15 protein-coding genes are annotated in these 17,448 nt (G+C 55.8%); 14 read left to right on the top strand and 1 reads right to left on the bottom strand.

Going from position 1 to position 17,448, the window contains the following annotated elements:
- Positions 1 to 8: 8 nt before the first annotated feature.
- The 9 genes from ABLQ08_RS29935 to ABLQ08_RS29895 all read left to right on the top strand — a co-directional run bounded on the left by ABLQ08_RS29935 (position 9) and on the right by ABLQ08_RS29895 (position 11,015).
- Positions 9 to 1,766: a SulP family inorganic anion transporter gene (locus tag ABLQ08_RS29935; RefSeq protein WP_352950184.1), complete on the top strand. Its 1,758-nt coding sequence runs from the start codon at positions 9 to 11 to the stop codon at positions 1,764 to 1,766.
- A gap of 411 nt (positions 1,767 to 2,177) precedes the next feature.
- On the top strand, positions 2,178 to 2,888 hold the full coding sequence (locus ABLQ08_RS29930) for a FadR/GntR family transcriptional regulator (RefSeq protein WP_352950182.1): 711 nt from the start codon (positions 2,178 to 2,180) through the stop codon (positions 2,886 to 2,888).
- Positions 2,881 to 3,906, top strand: a complete 1,026-nt coding sequence (locus ABLQ08_RS29925; protein WP_352950180.1) for an ABC transporter ATP-binding protein — start codon at positions 2,881 to 2,883, stop codon at positions 3,904 to 3,906. The genes ABLQ08_RS29930 and ABLQ08_RS29925 overlap by 8 nt, the downstream gene beginning before the upstream one ends.
- A complete protein-coding gene (locus tag ABLQ08_RS29920; RefSeq protein WP_352950178.1) occupies positions 3,903 to 5,042 on the top strand; it encodes an ABC transporter ATP-binding protein in 1,140 nt (379 codons plus the stop codon). The genes ABLQ08_RS29925 and ABLQ08_RS29920 overlap by 4 nt, the downstream gene beginning before the upstream one ends.
- On the top strand, positions 5,035 to 6,540 hold the full coding sequence (locus ABLQ08_RS29915) for an ABC transporter substrate-binding protein (RefSeq protein ID WP_352950176.1): 1,506 nt from the start codon (positions 5,035 to 5,037) through the stop codon (positions 6,538 to 6,540). Before ABLQ08_RS29920 ends, ABLQ08_RS29915 begins: the two co-directional genes overlap by 8 nt.
- 60 nt (positions 6,541 to 6,600) lie before the next feature.
- Positions 6,601 to 7,548, top strand: coding sequence for an ABC transporter permease (locus ABLQ08_RS29910; RefSeq protein WP_352950174.1), 948 nt, complete (start codon positions 6,601 to 6,603; stop codon positions 7,546 to 7,548).
- A 14-nt stretch (positions 7,549 to 7,562) separates the two neighbouring features.
- On the top strand, positions 7,563 to 8,426 hold the full coding sequence (locus ABLQ08_RS29905; protein ID WP_352950298.1) for an ABC transporter permease: 864 nt from the start codon (positions 7,563 to 7,565) through the stop codon (positions 8,424 to 8,426).
- A 33-nt stretch (positions 8,427 to 8,459) separates the two neighbouring features.
- Positions 8,460 to 10,247: a gamma-glutamyltransferase family protein gene (locus tag ABLQ08_RS29900; RefSeq protein ID WP_352950172.1), complete on the top strand. Its 1,788-nt coding sequence runs from the start codon at positions 8,460 to 8,462 to the stop codon at positions 10,245 to 10,247.
- A 15-nt stretch (positions 10,248 to 10,262) separates the two neighbouring features.
- The gene (locus ABLQ08_RS29895; RefSeq protein ID WP_352950171.1) at positions 10,263 to 11,015 is read left to right on the top strand and encodes a DUF1028 domain-containing protein; all 753 of its coding nucleotides are present in this window, start codon (positions 10,263 to 10,265) and stop codon (positions 11,013 to 11,015) included.
- 178 nt (positions 11,016 to 11,193) lie between these two features.
- Here the strand turns inward: ABLQ08_RS29895 and ABLQ08_RS29890 are convergent, their stop codons facing one another.
- A complete protein-coding gene (locus tag ABLQ08_RS29890) occupies positions 11,194 to 11,838 on the bottom strand; it encodes a GntR family transcriptional regulator (RefSeq protein ID WP_352950169.1) in 645 nt (214 codons plus the stop codon).
- A gap of 172 nt (positions 11,839 to 12,010) precedes the next feature.
- Here ABLQ08_RS29890 and ABLQ08_RS29885 point away from each other — a divergent pair, with 172 nt between their 5' ends.
- The 5 genes from ABLQ08_RS29885 to ABLQ08_RS29865 all read left to right on the top strand — a co-directional run bounded on the left by ABLQ08_RS29885 (position 12,011) and on the right by ABLQ08_RS29865 (position 17,444).
- Positions 12,011 to 12,871 carry an alpha/beta hydrolase gene (locus ABLQ08_RS29885; protein ID WP_352950167.1) on the top strand — a complete coding sequence of 287 codons (861 nt, stop codon included), beginning with the start codon at positions 12,011 to 12,013 and terminating at the stop codon, positions 12,869 to 12,871.
- Position 12,872: 1 nt separating this feature from the next.
- Positions 12,873 to 13,979, top strand: a complete 1,107-nt coding sequence (locus ABLQ08_RS29880) for a C45 family peptidase (protein WP_352950165.1) — start codon at positions 12,873 to 12,875, stop codon at positions 13,977 to 13,979.
- Positions 13,980 to 14,005: 26 nt separating this feature from the next.
- A complete protein-coding gene (locus ABLQ08_RS29875) occupies positions 14,006 to 15,556 on the top strand; it encodes an ABC transporter substrate-binding protein (RefSeq protein WP_352950163.1) in 1,551 nt (516 codons plus the stop codon).
- Between the two features lie 113 nt (positions 15,557 to 15,669).
- Positions 15,670 to 16,614 (top strand): ABC transporter permease, encoded by a 945-nt coding sequence (locus ABLQ08_RS29870; RefSeq protein WP_352950161.1) that lies wholly within the window; start codon positions 15,670 to 15,672, stop codon positions 16,612 to 16,614.
- A complete protein-coding gene (locus ABLQ08_RS29865) occupies positions 16,611 to 17,444 on the top strand; it encodes an ABC transporter permease (protein WP_352950159.1) in 834 nt (277 codons plus the stop codon). Before ABLQ08_RS29870 ends, ABLQ08_RS29865 begins: the two co-directional genes overlap by 4 nt.
- The last annotated feature ends 4 nt before the right edge of the window (positions 17,445 to 17,448 follow it).

Below are 17,448 nucleotides of genomic sequence, written 5' to 3'. Positions count from 1 at the left end.
CGGCTCTCATGCTCCAGATGACACAAAACCTGGCGGAAAACCTGTCTCCAGTCCGCCCCTGGTTTGGCCTGATCACCCGCAAGACGGTCAAGGCCGACGCGATGGCTGGCCTGACAAACGCTGCAATTGTTCTGCCACAGGGCGTGGCCTTTGCCATTATCGCCGGGCTGCCTCCGGAATACGGCTTGTTCACCGCGATGGTTGTTACGGTGGTTGCTGGTCTGTGGGGATCGTCCATGGTCATGGTGTCGGGACCGACAACCGCAATTTCGGCGATCCTGTTTGCAACACTTTCGGAAATCGCAACACCGGCAACTGCGCTTTACGCCAGTCTTGCGATCACGCTGACCTTTCTTGTCGGCGTTCTGCAGTTCTCCGCAGGCCTCCTGAGACTTGGGGGGTTGATTTCCTTCATATCTCACTCCGTAATCACCGGCTTCACCGCCGCCGCCGCCCTACTGATCGGCGCCTCCCAGCTTGGCGGCACGCTTGGGATCGAAACCGAGCGCGGCGGAGGCGTTCTGGAACGGCTGCACAATGTCTGGACCGCAGCCGAAGGGGCGAATGTGACCGCGATATCGATCTCGCTGATCACGCTGGCGAGCCTGCTAACAGTCACCAGGATCAACAAACGCCTTCCTGCCTATATCATCGCACTGCTTGCCGGCTCCATCGCCGGATATTTTCTGGGCGCTCCGGACCATGGCGTTCACATGTTTCAGCCATTAACTGCGGTGCTGCCGACTTTCCATCTGCCGAACCTGGACCCGGCACGCCTGAGGGAGCTGTTGCCAAGCGCCGCGACAGTCGCCTTCGTCGGTTTGCTCGAGGCCATTTCGATCGGCAAGGGATTTGCCCTGCGGCGGGACGAACACTACAGCTCCAACCAGGAGATCATGGGCCAGGGCCTCGGCAATCTTGTCGGAAGTTTCTTTCAGTCCTACGCCGGCTCCGGGTCGTTTACCCGCTCCGGACTGAATGCAGACAGTGGCGCCAGGACGCCGCTGTCATCGGTATTTGCTGCTGGCTTTCTTGCGTGCCTGCTGATTGCCGTTGCCCCGTTTGTGCATCTGGTACCGGTTCCCGCCATGGCTGCCATTATCATCTATGTCGCCTGGAAACTGATCGATTTCGCCGAAATTCGTCACATCATCCGCGACAGCCGCAGCGAGACGCTGATTTTGGGGTCGACCTTTGCCACCGGCATCCTGACCGACCTTGATTTTGCGATCCTGGTTGGCGTGCTGGTTTCCCTTTCCGTTTTCCTGCACAAGAGCGCCAATCCCATCGTCTCCGTAGGCGCGCCGACAACCGTCGACGGGCGGCGGGTCTTCATGAATGCCGAAGCCTATGGCCTGGCGCAATGCCCGCAGATTGTGGCAATGCGCCTGGACGGCCCGCTGTTTTTTGCCTCGGTCGAACATGTCTCCGCCGAATTTCAACGGCTTGAACCTCTCGGCGGCAAACATCGCATCCGGATGATCAACATTGTCGGCGTCGGCAGGATCGATCTTTCAGGCGCCGCCTTTCTGATGAAGGAAATCCGCAAGTCGCGGGCGCAAGGCAAGGATACGTTTCTCCTGGTTGCCAATCCCCAGGTTATCCGGCTGCTTGAGCGTTTTCACGTTCTGGAGGAATTGGGTAATGGCAACATCTTTCCGCACAAAGGGGAAGCTGTCGCCGCTGCGGTGAACCGTGCGGAGGCAGATGTTTGCGCAACCTGTACTTTGAGACTTTTCAACGAATGCAAGGTGAAGCCGTCCTAGCGCAGAGCAAAAATGCATTGGATTTGCCGCCCCGCATGCACTTCGTTTGTCGGAGACTGCGCTGAGACTGTCGACTTTCAGAGAGATTTTTTCCCGGTCGCATCTTTTGCCGGGTTTCGTGTTCCCACCTAAAAGCCGCCTGTCAGCTTGCGGCAGACGAAGTGTAACCAATCCCACCAGCGTGACTATTCGATCATCCGCAACATCGAATTTGGTTAAATCGCAAGCTCAACGGTCACCATCGGTCAAAAAAGATCATTCTTAAAAAACTCATTAAATCAATGAGAAACGATAGATTCTGGCTGGAGCGAAGACCTCATCTCGAAAATTTGCAGTCGAAGTTGTTGCAAAAATCCGAAAAGGGACAAATGATGTAACCATTCTAGATTGGTTTCATAAAAAGATCCCGCTATGACAGAAGACCGTCCAACACGACGCAACTCCAGCCTCGCCCTGGAACGCTTGCGTATACTCGTTGATCAGCTGGTTTTGGACGGAGTTCGGCAGCTCCCGACGGAACGGGACCTTTCCGAGCAAATTGGTGTCGGTCGCCGGGCTGTTCGCAGGGCGCTGGAGGTCCTTGAAACGGAGGGCTTCATCTGGCGACGTCAGGGCGCGGGAACCTTCATCGGCTCCAGGCCGAGCGAGGGGGAGCAGCAACTCAGCAAGCTTCCTGAAATGAGCAACATGCTTGAAGTCATGGAAGTGCGCCTGCGCCTTGAACCGGCTCTGGCTCAACTGGCGGCCATTCGTGCCACCCCGCAGGACATCGTCCAGATGCGGCACCTGGCGGACAAGGTCGGCGAAGCCGACGATATGGACGGCCGCGAATTGTGGGACGGCGCTCTCCACCGAGCAATCGCCAAGGCAGCCGGCAATACGTTGTTTCTGGCGCTTTTCGACGTCGTCGACCGCATGCGGCAGAACGAAAGCTGGCGTCACGTTCGCGAAGCCTTGCGGACCCGCGAAACAGTCTCGCAGTACAAGGCTCAACATACCGACATCGTGGATGCCATCGAACGTCACGACCCGGTTTCCGCAGAACGCCTGATGCGTCAGCATTTGTTGACACTCCAGGAACGGCTGCTCTTCCAGACCTCGGAAAGCATCGAAAATGGTTGAGGGCCCGAACAAGCGTTCGAACGTAACTGACGGCTCGCCGCTGCTGACCGTCGAGGATCTTTCAATCCGCTTCAAGAACGCACCGGCCAACACGGTCGATGGAATCTCATTTGGTGTCGACCGGGGCGAAACGCTGTGCATCGTCGGCGAGAGCGGTTGTGGTAAATCCATTTCCGCATTGGCGCTGATGGGCCTGTTGCCTATGCCGCCCGCCCAGATTGCGGCAGGTCGTATTTCCTTCGATCAAAGAGATTTGTTGACTCTTCCTGCGAAAACCCGCGCGGATCTACGCGGCGATCGCATGGCGATGATCTTTCAGGAACCGATGACGTCGCTGAACCCGGCCTTTCGCATCGGAGACCAGATCGCGGAAGGCGTGCTGCGCCACCGGGCGATCACCCCCTCGGATGCCCGCCGTAGAGCTCTGGAAATGCTGGACCGGGTGAAAATACCCGCTGCGGCTGAACGGCTCGATGATTATCCGCACCAGCTTTCCGGTGGAATGCGCCAGAGGGTCATGATCGCGATGGCACTCGCCAATGACCCGGACCTTCTGATCGCGGACGAACCGACGACTGCCCTCGACGTAACCATTCAGGCCCAGATCCTCGACCTCATGCGAACTCTTCAGGAGGAAACGGGAACAGCCCTGATCATGATCACCCATGATCTTGGCGTGGTCGCCGAAATCGCCGATCAGGTGGCGGTGATGTATGCCGGAAAGATCGTCGAACAGGGACCGGTTCAGGCCATCTTCGATGACCCGCAGCATCCCTACACCATCGGCCTGATGAGTTCCCTGCCCTCCCTCGGACAGAGGCAGAGCCGTCTGACGACAATCTCCGGCATGGTTCCGACAATCGACACGATGCCTTCCGGTTGCCGTTTCGCGCCACGCTGTCCGTTCGCGACCGATACCTGTGAGGCTCAGGCTCCCGCACTGACACCAATGTCGGACACGCATCTGGCGGCCTGCCACCTCGCGCCGCTCGAAAACCACATGGCGGAAGCGGTATGAAACACTTCACGCAAGACGCCATTCTGGAAGCACGCGGTGTCGGAAAGAACTTCACCCGCGGTGGAGGTCTCTTCCAGCAAAAGACAGTTGTCAGAGCCGTCGACGGCGTCGACCTGACGGTCCGGCGTGGCGAGACCCTTGCCATCGTGGGTGAAAGCGGATGTGGAAAATCCACGCTTGCCAGAACCCTGGTTCGCCTCCTCGAGCCGACAAAAGGCCAGGTTCTTTACGAGGGCAGCGACATAGCCCACCTCCCCGCACGCGACATGCGCCGCTTGCGCAAGGATCTGCAATTCGTCTTCCAGGATCCGTTTTCATCTCTCAATCCAAGAATGACCGTCGGCGCCATCGTCGAAGAACCCTTGAGCGTTCACACGAGCGACAGCAAATCGATCCGGCGGGCGAAGGTTGCAAGCCTGCTGCAACGCGTCGGCCTGCGCCCGAGCATGGCGGACAGGTATCCGCACGAGTTTTCCGGTGGTCAGCGGCAGCGCATCGGGATTGCCCGTGCCCTGGCAAGCGATCCGAGCGTGATCGTTGCCGACGAGCCGGTCTCGGCGCTCGACGTTTCCGTTCAGGCCCAGGTGATCAACCTGTTGGAGGACCTGAAAACCGAGTTCAATCTGACGCTCATTCTGATCGCTCATGATCTTGCCGTCATCCGTCACATGAGTGACCGCGTCGCTGTGATGTATCTCGGTGAGGTTGTCGAGATTGGCGATACGGAAACCGTCTACAGCGCACCCCGGCATCCCTATACCCAGGCGCTGATGCGCGCGATCCCCATGCCTTCCCCTGGTATGCGTTCGATGCACGCGGACCTTCCCGGTGACATTCCCTCGCCACTGAACCCGCCGTCAGGCTGCCGGTTCCATACCCGTTGCCGCCATGCAGATGACCATTGCGGAACCGAGCGCCCAGCGCTTGAAGCAACGAATGGAACGCATCAGGTGGCCTGCCACCACTGGCAAAAGATCGCCGAAAACGAGACCCGACAAAAACAAGAGCCGCTCCGAAGTGCGGCCACTGAAAAACGCTTTTCCCTTTACCGGGAGTGGAGCCGCAAAAACAAGTCGAAAGGCCCATCCTCCTCCCCCGGTGTCACTACCATCCAGAGGAAAGACAATAATGCGTAAATCTCTCCTAGCAGCGCTGCTTCTCAGTGCTTCGTCGGTAATCACACCAGCAATGGCGGCTGACCTTCGCATCGGCCTTCAGGAGGATCCGGACGTTCTCGACCCGGACCAGTCGCGGACGTTTGTCGGCCGTATCGTCTATGCTTCCTTGTGTGACAAGCTTGTCGACATCACACCGGATCTGGAAATCATTCCTCAGCTTGCAACTGGCTGGTCATGGTCCGGCGATGGCCTGACCCTGACGATGGATCTGCGGGACGACGTCACCTTTCATGACGGCACGCCGTTTGATGCAGAGGCAGTCAAAGCCAATATCGACCGCTCCAAGAACCTGCCGGAAAGCCGGCGTAAAAGTGAAGTCAAAACCATTCAGTCCGTTGAAGTCACCGGACCTCATCAGGTGCAGTTCAAGCTGAACGGTCCGGACGCAACGCTGCTGGCTCAATTTGCCGACCGCTCCGGAATGATGCTTTCGCCGACCGCTGCAGCTGCCGCCGGTGTCGACTTCGGAGCGAAACCAATCTGTTCCGGTCCGTTCAAATTTACGGAAAGGGTCGCGCAGGACAGGATTGTGCTGGAGAAATTCAGCGATTACTGGAACGCGGACGCCATCAATTTCGACAAGGTCACTTTCCTGCCCATTCCGGATACGACCGTGCGGCTGGCGAACCTGCGTTCAGGTGATCTCGATATGCTGGAGCGTCTGGCGGCAACGGACGCAGCTTCGGTCAAAGGCGATGGATCCCTTCAGTACGAAGAGGCCGTGAGCCTTGGCTATCAGGGCATTACCATCAATGTCGGCAATGGGGATCGCGCCAACAATCCCATCGGACAGGACGCCAAGATCAGGGAAGCTTTCAGCCTTGCCCTTGACCGCGATGCGATCAACCAGGTTGTCTTTGAAGGCGCATTTGCGCCCGGCAATCAGCCGTATCCTCCGACAAGCCCCTGGTATGACAAGGACCATCCCGTTCCGGCAAGAGACGTCGAAAAAGCGAAGGCACTCTTGAAAGAGGCCGGTTTTGACAGCCTCGATGTGGAAGTGCAGGTCGCCAACAACCCGGTTCAAACGCAGCTCATGCAGGTTGTTCAGTCCATGGCAGCCGAAGCCGGCTTCAACGTCAAGCTGAAGTCGATGGAGTTTGCCAGCCTTCTCTCCGACCAGTCCGCAGGCAACTATCAGGCCAGCCAGATCGGTTGGTCGGGACGCGTAGATCCGGACGGCAACATCCATCAGTTCGTCACCTGTGAGGGCGGCATCAATGACAGCAAGTATTGCAATCCGGAAATCGATGCATTGCTTGACGCCGCCCGGACCTCAACGGATCTGGAAATCCGCAAGGCGAAATATGATGCAGCCCGTGACATCCTGAACGCGGATATGCCGCTCATCTATCTCTATCACGTCACCTGGATCTGGGCGCTTTCGGACAAGCTCGAAGGCTTCACGCCCTATCCCGACGGCATGATCCGTCTGGAAAACGTGAAGTTCAAGTAAGTCCAGAAAATTACGGGCCCCGGCACTCTCGCCGGGGTCCGCCACCGGCGGAACCCAAAGATGCTGTCTTTCATCGCAAGACGACTCGCAATAGCCATACCGACCATCATCCTGGTCTCGGTATTCGTCTTTTTCCTGCAGAAACTTCTTCCCGGCGATCCGGCACTGGTTCTTGCGGGCGAGGAGCGCGACCCTGAGACATTGGCATTCATCCGGGAAAAATATCACCTCAACGAACCAATTCTGACGCAGTATTTTTATTGGGTTGGCGGCATGCTGCAGGGACATTTCGGCATATCGCTTAGAACCAATCAGCCCGTTCTGGAACTTATTGGTGACAAGTTGCCTGTGACCATCCAACTGGCTGTCATGGCCATGGTCATTGCGATGATCATCGGCATTCCAGCCGGCATCATGTCCGCTGTCAAAAAAGGCACAGCCGTCGATTACATCGCCAACATCGTTGCACTATCCGGCCTGTCCATTCCGAATTTCTGGCTTGGCATCATGTTGATCATGCTTGTGTCGGTCCATCTCGGCTGGCTGCCGGCGTCAGGCTATGAATCTCCATTCGTCGATCCTCTCCGGTCTCTTGAGACAATGATCATGCCCGCCTTTGTGCTCGGCACCGCATTGGCAGCTACGCTGATGCGTCACACGCGCTCGGCGATGCTTGGAATTCTGAGAGCGGACTATGTCCGCACCGCCAGGGCGAAAGGATTGCAGGAACGGGTTGTGGTGCTCAAACACGCTTTCCGGAATGCGCTGCTGCCGATCGTCACCGTGAGCGCTCTCTTGTTTGGAGAGTTGCTCGCCGGCGCTGTCCTCACCGAACAGATCTTCACCATTCCCGGCTTCGGCAAGTTGATCGTCGATGCGGTTTTCACGCGGGACTACGCCGTTGTTCAGGGTGTGGTCATGTGCACCGCCATCGGCTTCATTCTCATGAACCTCGTCGCCGATGTCCTTTATTTCTTTCTTAATCCACGCATGAGGACTGCGCTTTGACCGCCGCCGCCGATATCCCTGTCTCCGGAGCTGACGAGCAGCCGAGGTCCGGAAGCCGTGCCTGGAAGAAGCTCAAAGCCAACAAGAGCGCTTTTGTCGGTTTTCTACTGGTCGTGTTTTTCATCGCGATCGCCATTCTTGCGCCGCTGCTGCCGATCGCCGATCCGACCGCGACCAATTGGGGTGCCATACGCAAGGCTCCTTCCGCAGCGCATTGGCTTGGGACCGACGAGCTCGGTCGTGACATTCTCTCCCGGATGATCTGGGGTGCACAGGCATCGCTTCTGGCCGGCGTTGTTTCGGTGCTGATCGCCGTCTCCGTCGGAGTGCCGTTCGGCCTGATATCGGGATATTTCGGCGGTTGGATCGACCAGATCATATCTCGTGCGACCGATGCTCTGCTGGCCACGCCGTTCCTTATTCTGGCAATCGCGCTTGCTGCCTTCCTGGGTCCCAGCCTGACCAACGCGATGATTGCGATCGGTCTGTCGGCAATGCCCATATTCATCCGTCTGACCCGCGGCGAAGTCCTGGCCGTCAAAACGGAAGACTATGTCGAAGGAGCCCACGCGATCGGCCTGTCCACCCCGATCATTTTGGCGCGCTACATCCTGCCGAATGTGTTCGCCCCAATTCTCGTCCAGGCGACCCTGACCATCGCAACGGCAATCATCGCTGAAGCCAGCCTGTCGTTTCTCGGGCTCGGCCAGCAGCCACCTGCGCCCAGTTGGGGATCAATGCTGAACGTTGCCAAGAACTTCATGACCCAGGCTCCCTGGATGGCAATGTGGCCAGGCATTGCAATCTTTCTGGTTGTCCTTGGCTTCAACCTTCTGGGCGACGGCTTGCGAGATGCGCTCGATCCCCGAGAAACATAAAAACCCTGGAAACGCTCAAACCCGGATTTCCAAATGACAGTTTTTACCACCAGACCCGAGATCAAAGGCACCTTTGGTGTCGTTACGTCGACACACTGGATTGCCACCGCAGTGGGAATGCGCATGCTGGAATTTGGTGGCAATGCGTTCGACGCTGCAGTTGCCACAGGCCTGGTCCTTCAGGTTGTCGAACCGCATCTAAACGGGCCAGGAGGCGACCTGCCAGTCCTGCTGCACAACGCAAGCCAGAACGAGACCAAGGTCTTGTGCGCGCAAGGTCCGGCCCCGGCGGCCGCCACGATCAGTCACTACAAGTCCGAGAACATGGATCTCATTCCAGGAAACGGCTTGCTCGCGACCGTCATTCCAGGTGCCTTTGACGGTTGGATGCTGCTTTTGCGCGATCATGGCAGCTTGCCCCTAAGAACCGTTCTGGAACCGGCTATCCACTACGCGAAGCAGGGGCATCCCCTTCTGCCAAGGGTCAGCGCGACCATCGCCGGACTGAAAGACTTTTTCGAAACAGAGTGGCCGACCTCCTATCAGACCTGGGTTCCAGGCGGCGCCGTGCCGGCAGCAGACTCGAGTTTCAAGAACCCCGTCCTTGCCGAAACCTGGTCCAGGCTGTTGCAGGAAGCCGAAGCTGCGACCGGGCGGGAAGAACAGATCAATGCGGCTCGAGACTGTTTTTATCGCGGCTTCATCGCCGAAGCGATCGGCAGATATCTGGAGACTGCCGAGGTTCTGGACGGATCCGGATCCCGCCATAAGGGCGTGCTCACTTCTGATGACCTGGCAAGCTATTCGGCCACTTACGAGGACCCGGTGAGCGCTGCCTACAACGGCTGGACGATACTGAAAACCGGTCCCTGGGGTCAGGGCCCCGTCCTGCTGCAGTCGCTTTCCCTGTTGCGCGGCTTCGACCTGGATTCTCTTGACCCGTGCGGGCCTCAATTTGTGCATCTTGTGACGGAGGCGATGAAACTCGCCTATGCGGACAGGGAGGCCTATTACGGTGACCCCAATTTCTGCGACGTCCCCCTGAATGTGCTTTTGTCTGAAACTTACAACGCGGAGCGGCGATCGCTCATCCGCGAGACAGCATCCACCGATCTGCTTCCGGGCATCATTCCCGGCTTCGAAAGCCAGATTGAACGCACGATGGCAGTGATCGAGAGCACCGGCATCTCTGAGACAGGCGTTTATGAACCGACAATGGCGCATTTGTCGGAAAAGCGCGGCGACACCGTCCACATCGATGTGATTGACCGGTGGGGCAACATGGTATCCGCAACTCCGTCCGGCGGCTGGCTGCAATCGTCTCCGGTCATTCCCGGTCTCGGATTTGCGCTCAATTCCCGCGCCCAGATGTTCTGGCTTCAGGATGGGCTGCCGGGTTCTCTCGCTCCGGGAAAACGCCCGCGCACAACGCTCACGCCCAGTATCGCGTTTCACGAGGACGGTACCGCGCTTGCTTTCGGCACCCCGGGTGGCGATCAGCAGGACCAGTGGCAACTGGCGCTGTTCCTGCGCCTGGCGCATCACGAACGAAATCTTCAGGCAGCACTCGACATGCCGCTCTTCCACACAACCCATTTTCCGGCTTCATTCCACCCACGGCAAAGACAGCCTGGGCACATCATGGCGGAAGAGAGTTTCGGCGTTGACACACTTGCGACCCTCAGAAACCAGGGACATTCGGTTGAGGTGGCTGATGAATGGACGATCGGCAGGTTGACAGTGGCAGCTCGAGATCCCGGTGGACTGCTTCGCGCAGGTGCCACTCCCCGACTGATGCAGGCCTACGCGGCAGGCAGATAAGCGAAGGGACGCAACATGACATATTCAATTGTCGCTCGTGACAAAGAGTCGGGACACTATGGCGTTGCCGTGGCCAGCCGTTTCTTTGCAGCCGGTGCGGTCGTGCCGCACCTAGCAGGCGGTGTCGGAGCGATCGCCACACAGGCGCTTGTCAGCCCTATCTATGGAACGGACGGATTGGCCCTTCTTCGAACTGGAACGTCTGCGCAAGACGTCATCGATACCGTCGTTGCCCGTGACGAAGGAAGCCACTCCCGCCAGATCCATCTCATTGACGCCGAAGGTCGTGCCGCGGCCTTCACCGGTGAAAAATGTATCGACTGGTGCGGACACCTTGTCGGCGATCACGTCACAGTCGCAGGGAACATGCTTGCCGGACCGCAAGTGCTGGACGCTGCGATGGAGACCTACCAGGCGAACACGGCTTTGCCCTTTGAAGAGAGACTCCTGGCCGCGATGGAAGCCGCAGAGGCTGCCGGAGGAGACAAGCGCGGGCGCCAATCCGCGGCTCTCAAGATCGTTCACGACCAGGACCACCCCTGGCTCGACATCCGCGCCGATGATCACGGTGACCCTCTCGCGGAGCTGCGCCGCTTGCACGCCGTCGCACAGGAGCGTTATCTGCATTTTGCCGAGCTGATGCCGACCCGCGAGAACATTCACGGTCTCCTGGACCGCACGGAAATCGACCGGAAAATCGCCGATCTGGAAGCCGAACGAAAGAAAACCGGGCGCGCCAGCGCATCGTTTGCAACGTCCGTCGACTGAGTTCTTTCGCGTCGCTATCGCCGTTGACACAAATTCAGTCAAACGAATAGGCAGAAGCTGCCGGACCGCTCTGAGATCAAGTCCGAGCTCCAGCTATTTCGGACAACCCGAGATCGACGGGCCGATCACACAGTCGGCGGGCACCACGAGGTACAAACTTGTTCAAACTTAAAGTTTCTCAGTTTGGTTGCTCGGGAACCTCGTTCTGGTTGATGTGAGCTTCAATAATAAGGCGTAACCGGGATGCATCGCGATTCTTAAGCGCCTCAATCATCAGGAAATGGTCCCTGTTTGCCTTTTCCAGCTGCGTAAATGTTTGCCAACGACTAACGAGTGCCGCTGGACCTCTTTGACGATATTCCTTGATAAGTTCTGCAAGCGCCTTGTTGCTGCAAAGCTCCAGCAAAGCCATGTGAAAAGCGACGTTGGCCTCGTTCTGCTCAAGGACTGTTCCATTGTATATGGCCTCCTGAAATCGCTCAGCGAGTTTCTGGAGGTCCGCCAAATCCTCATCCGATACGTTTTCAACCATTGATGGCGCGGCGTGACACTCCAGAAGCGTGCGCACTTCACGGATTTCAGCCCTCTGTTCCGGATCGGGTTCGAAAACCTGATAACCCCGGTTCGGTCGATACTCCACTATCCGTTTTGTCGCTAACTCATCCAGGGCGCGGCGCAGCGAAAACCTGTTGGAGCCGTAACGGCGCTCCAGGTCAGACTGCTTCAGCCACTCTCCATGGCGCAGGACACCAATATTGATATCAAGGGCGATTCGCTCTGCCAGTGATTGATTATCTTCTTGTTCTTTATCAGGTTTCGCCATTTCAGAACCGTCGTTTGTTCATCAGCGGATCGATTGCAAAATCTCTCATACCACCAATTTCATAAACTTCACATATCACCAATATCGCAAAATAAATTGGCGCCAATTTATGTTTTTATATTGACTCCATAAATTTGCTGCGCATTTAATCGCGAAACTATGGAGTTATTTGATGTTGCCATTTGTCTCTGAAGATCCGACCGAACGCCGTGCCGGGCTGTATGACACCGGAAAAACGACTTTGTACGCCTGCAAGGCCGACCCTCGTTTTTCCTACGGGCTTTATGTTCCGCCAGACATGGCAACCCGGGAAGATCAACCGAACCTGATCGTTTCGGTCCACGGAACATTGCGCAAGCAAACCAGTTACCGTGACGCATTTTCCGAGTTTGGCAGGTACAACAACTGTGTCGTCCTGGCGCCGCTCTTTCCCGTAGGTGTTCGGGGTGACGATGCTGCAGATGGATACAAATACCTCTTGGAAGGCGAGATCCGATACGATCTGGTTTTGCTGGAGATGGTAGAAGAGGTCGAGCGTCGCTTAAGGCGGGCATTTCCGAAATTCATGATGTTCGGCTTTTCCGGAGGCGGGCATTTCACCCACCGATTTCTCTACCTCCATCCCGAAAGACTGAAAGCCGTTTCAATTGGCGCTCCGGGATCGGTCACGCTACTGGACGACACCAAAGACTGGTGGGTAGGCATTCGAGACGTTCGTGAAAAATTCGGGAAGGACATCAATTTCACAGCTCTTGGGAACGTGAAGGCTCACTGTGTTGTCGGTCATGCTGATCGGGAGACCTGGGAAATTACTCATAAACCCGGAGGACCACACTACATGGAGGGCGCGAATGACGCGGGTTCCAATCGCATTGAGAGAGCCCAAAGCCTGATCGCGTCACTCTCCGAGCACGGAATGGATACCAGGTTGGATCTGGCACCGGGCATTTCCCATTCAATGTCGGGTATTGTGCCGTTCGCTCAGGATTTCTTTCTCGACGTTCTACGAACTGAAAGCCGGGGTGCCAGCTGACATGACAGCCCCAATCGCTCCATTGATCGAAGTATCTGGCCCTGCTCCGGCACGTGGAGAGCAATATGGCCGGGCAGCTGATACGAGAATTCGTGCTGGCCTCGGCATTTATGAAAAATTGCTGCTCAAGAGAGGTCTGGATTGGCCCCGAGTTTTGGAAGTTGCCCAAAAGCTTGGGAACAAGCTCAAGCGAACCTATCCGCTGCACATCGCTGAAATCGAAGGAATTGCGCGAGGAGCCCAGGTGCATCCTGGAGAAATCCTGCTTCTGAACAGCCGAAGCGAGGTTCTTAATCTCATTGAGTTGGGCAGAAGCGCAATTGATGAACTGGATGACGGTTGCACGTCTGCGCTGGCTCTGCCGGAAAAAACAAAAACAGGACGACTTCTTCACGGCCAGAATTGGGATTGGCGCCCGGAATGCGCTGAAACCACGGTTGTACTGGCTGTCCGGCGAGAAACCGGACCTGACATATTGACCTATGTCGAAGCAGGTGGGCTTGCCAGGGCAGGTCTGAATTCGGCGGGAATTGCTGTGACCGGAAACAATTTGTCGTGTGACGATGACGGTAAACATGGAGTTGGAACACCAATATCAGTCATCCGGCGATTGATCCTCGAGGCCCCAACATTTGCCGATGCCTTGAAGGCTGTTTGCGCCAGTCCTCGGACAATCTCCAACAACATGACAATCAGCTGCGCAACGGATGGTGGACAGGCAATAAATCTTGAAACGACGCCTAAGGATGTCTTTTGGTCACATCCGGAGGCCGGTGTCATCACCCATGCCAATCACTTCACCAGCGCAATCGGCAGAGCGAAAGTTACGGATCTGGGCTACCGCAGCCATGCAGATACCCTGTTTCGGGACCACAGGCTGCGGAAACGTTTGACTGAAGTTGGCGACCCGCTTGAACTTGACCACTTCAAGTCCGCGTTTCGCGATGACTTCAGTGCCCCGAATGGCGTTTTGAGAACACCTCAACACATGAACGGAGACAGGATCTCCGCAACGGTTGCAACTCTGTTGATGGATGCAGAAGTGAAACATCTCGCTGTCTGCCAATCTCCATATCATTCCACACACTACGAAACCTACACGTTGTAGGTCAGTTTACTTTTCGGGAGGAAGTAATGAAAAAAGCAATATCAGCATTGATGATATCAAGTGCAATGCTAACGCCGATCATATCGGTAGCGTTTGCAGAGACAGAAGAGCAAGTGCTCAATGTTGCCATCGGAGCAGACATTCGGGGAACAAACCCAGGTGTAAATCGGGATGGAACCACAGACACCATCCATATGCACCTTGTGGAAGGACTGGTCGCCTACGGCGAAGACTTCTCGATTGTCCCCATGCTCGCAGAAAGTGTCGAACAATCTGACGATGGCCTTACTTACACCTTCAAACTGCGCCAGGACGTTAGTTTTCATAACAATGAAACAATGAAGGCTGAACACGTAAAGTGGTCCTGGGACCGCTACATGAAGCCTGAAACAAACTGGAGATGCAGAAACTACTTCACAGGCAAGCGCGGTGTGGAAGTCACCAGCGTAGATGTGATCGATGACTACACAGTCCAGTTCAAGCTGGCCGAACCAAGCGCAATCTTCCTGGGAAATCTTGCTCGATTTGATTGTGGTTCGACGGCAATCCTTCACCCCGATTCAGTGGACGCAGATGGAAACTGGCTTAAACCTGTTGGAACGGGTCCATTCATTCTCGACAAACACAAGCCCGGCAGCATGCTTGAGCTCGTGAAATTCGAAAACTACAGCTCCCTTGATATACCTCGGTCCGGCTACGGTGGTAAAAAGGAAGTACTGTTCGATCGGTTGCGCGTGTTTGTCTTAAGCGAAGCTTCGATCGTCAAGGCGGCTTATCTGGCTGGCGATATCGATGTCGCGGGAATCGAACCATCTGATGTCGTCGAACTTGAAGGTGCCCCCAACACAAGACTGGATGTTGCCGAAACGGCCATCTGGGACACGTTGCTCATCAACTCGCGAGATCCACTCCTCAAAGACAAGAAAATGCGACAGGCAATTGCACATGCAATTTCGCGGGAACAGGTTATCGACGTCATTACAGAGGGCAGAGGCCGCGCCAATCCGTCTCCTGTACCTCCGGTTTCATCCTTTTTTTCAGATACACTCTGGGAAAGCCTCGAATACGACCCCGAAAAAGCGAAGGCTCTGCTCAAGGAAACCGGGTACGCGGGTGAACCACTGGAGATTGTCGCCAGCAAAAGATCTGGCTCTTATTATCAACGGGCCCTGATCATTCAGTCCATGCTTTCGCAGGTTGGCATCAACGCGCAGCTGAAGGTGTTGGAGTGGGGGACGCAGCTGGATGCATACAAGAAAGGGACCTACCAGCTTCAGTCCTTCTCCTATTCCCCGCGTCTTGATCCTGCCCTGAGTTTTGAGATGATCACTGGAGATGCATCTCGAAAGGTCTGGAAAGATGAAGATGCAATGACTGATCTAAGTCAGGCTCTAGCGATCAGCGATCGCGAAAAGCGCCAAGCACTCATCAACGACCTTCACCGCAAGTTCATCGATCAGGTACCCGCAGTCGGGCTTGGTCACAGAACATCGTTCTATGCAGTTCGCGACAATGTTTCCGGATTCCAGGGATGGGGTGCCGGCAAGGCTCGCTACTGGGGAGTGAAGATTGACTAGGTAGCGTCTGACTTTGCGAACCTAGCAGGGGGGTATGATTGTCCATAGCCCCCATTCACTCTCTTCGACGCTGTTTTCAAAAGAGATCACATCATACCGACCAAGGAACCAATATGTGGCCCTATGTCGTAAAACGGGTATCGATGGCGATACCGACGCTTTTTCTTGCTTCGGTTCTGATTTTTACCCTCATGCGCCTGATCCCAGGGGATCCGGCTGAGCTGATGCTGAGCGATCTGGACGATCCGCTCGCAATCGAGCAAATGCGGAACGAACTCGGATTGAACAAACCCATTCCGATGCAGTTTCTGATCTGGTTGGAGAAACTGTCTCATGGTGATTTGGGTACTTCGATCAGGACGCAGGAACCGGTTCTGACTGCAATTCTCGATCGATTTTCGGTAACCGCCACAATGGTTGGCCTGGCTATGCTCCTGGCCGTACTGGTTTCCATTCCGGCCGGGCTGGTTGCAGCGTGGAAACAAAACAGCCCACTTGACTTCTCGATTGTATTTCTCTCGATCATCAAACTGTCACTTCCCAGCTTCTGGGTCGGTCTGATGCTTCTCTTGCTGTTTGGAGTGACGTTGCAGTGGCTCCCGACAGTTGGGTTCGTGCCGATAACAGAGAATTTTAGAATTGGGGCCCTGTATCTCATCCTGCCAGTCGTCTCTCTCGCCCTGACAGAGATTGCCATTCTTACCAGAATGATGCGGGCAGGAACGCTGGAAGTATTGCGACTGGAATATGTGACCCACGCGAGAGCGAAGGGGCTTTCTGAACAATCGGTTTTGTTCAGGCACGTATTCAAAAACGCATTCACCCCGACGTTGACAGTCATCGGCTTGATTTCTGCCTCTCTGCTTGGAGGTGCAGCAGTGACAGAAACCGTGTTCAGCCTACCTGGACTTGGAAAACTGATGGTCGACAGCATTTTCGCGCGCGATTACCCGGTCCTGCAGGGCTGCTTGTTATTGATCACTGCCATTTATGTGTCGATCAACCTGCTGATCGATTTGAGCTATGCCTACTTCGATCCAAGGGTTCGCCTCAAATGAAAAACATCATTGGAATTTTGTCCCGAACAAATGGGCAAATTGGATTTGGTCTCCTTGCAATCGTCTTTTTGGCAGCCCTGTTTGGAGCGATCCACCCTCCTTATGACCCGATCGCAACCAATTTCAGCGAACGGTTTTTGAGCCCCGGTGAAAAACATCTTCTCGGTACAGACATGTTCGGCCGCGATCTATTGTCACGGATTCTCGTAGGAGCCAGCAGCTCTGTTCTGGTGAGCTTGCTGACGGTCATTCTCACAATCACGTTCGGGGTCCTGCTCGGCTCCATCTGCGGCTTGCTTCGAGGATGGTTTGACCGGGGTGTGATGATGGTCCTTGAAACCTTGATGGCGTTCCCTGGCCTCCTTCTCGCCCTCGCGCTGATGACTATCATCGGCCCCAACAAGTACGGAGTGATCTTTGCGCTAAGTCTTGCCTATCTGCCTTCGGTCACGAGACTCGTTCGCGGTACCGTCATGTCTATTCGCGAAAAGGAATATGTCGAAGCTTCGATCGCCCTTGGAAACAGCATGATTTACACGCTGTTCCGTCACATTCTACCCAACTGCGTGGCCCCGCTGATTGTCTTTGGCTCTGCCATGTTCGGCTGGGTGCTGCTTGCCGAAAGTGCGCTCAGTTTTCTTGGGTTAGGTGTTCCGCCCCCTGCTCCGACATGGGGCAACATGCTGGCGGAAGCGCGCACGTATCTCATCCGCTTTCCATGGCTAGGCGTATTACCCGGCATCTGTATCGCCATCACACTCTTGGGCGTCAATTTCTTTGGTGATGCCCTGCGCGACAAGCTCGACCCACGTTCCGTGAACAAAAAGTAGAAAA

Source organism: Roseibium sp. SCP14, assembly GCF_040329475.1.
Classification (GTDB): Bacteria; Pseudomonadota; Alphaproteobacteria; order Rhizobiales; family Stappiaceae; genus Roseibium.
Note: the sequence above shows the minus strand (reverse complement) of the source record. Positions and strands in the feature narration are given on the sequence as shown.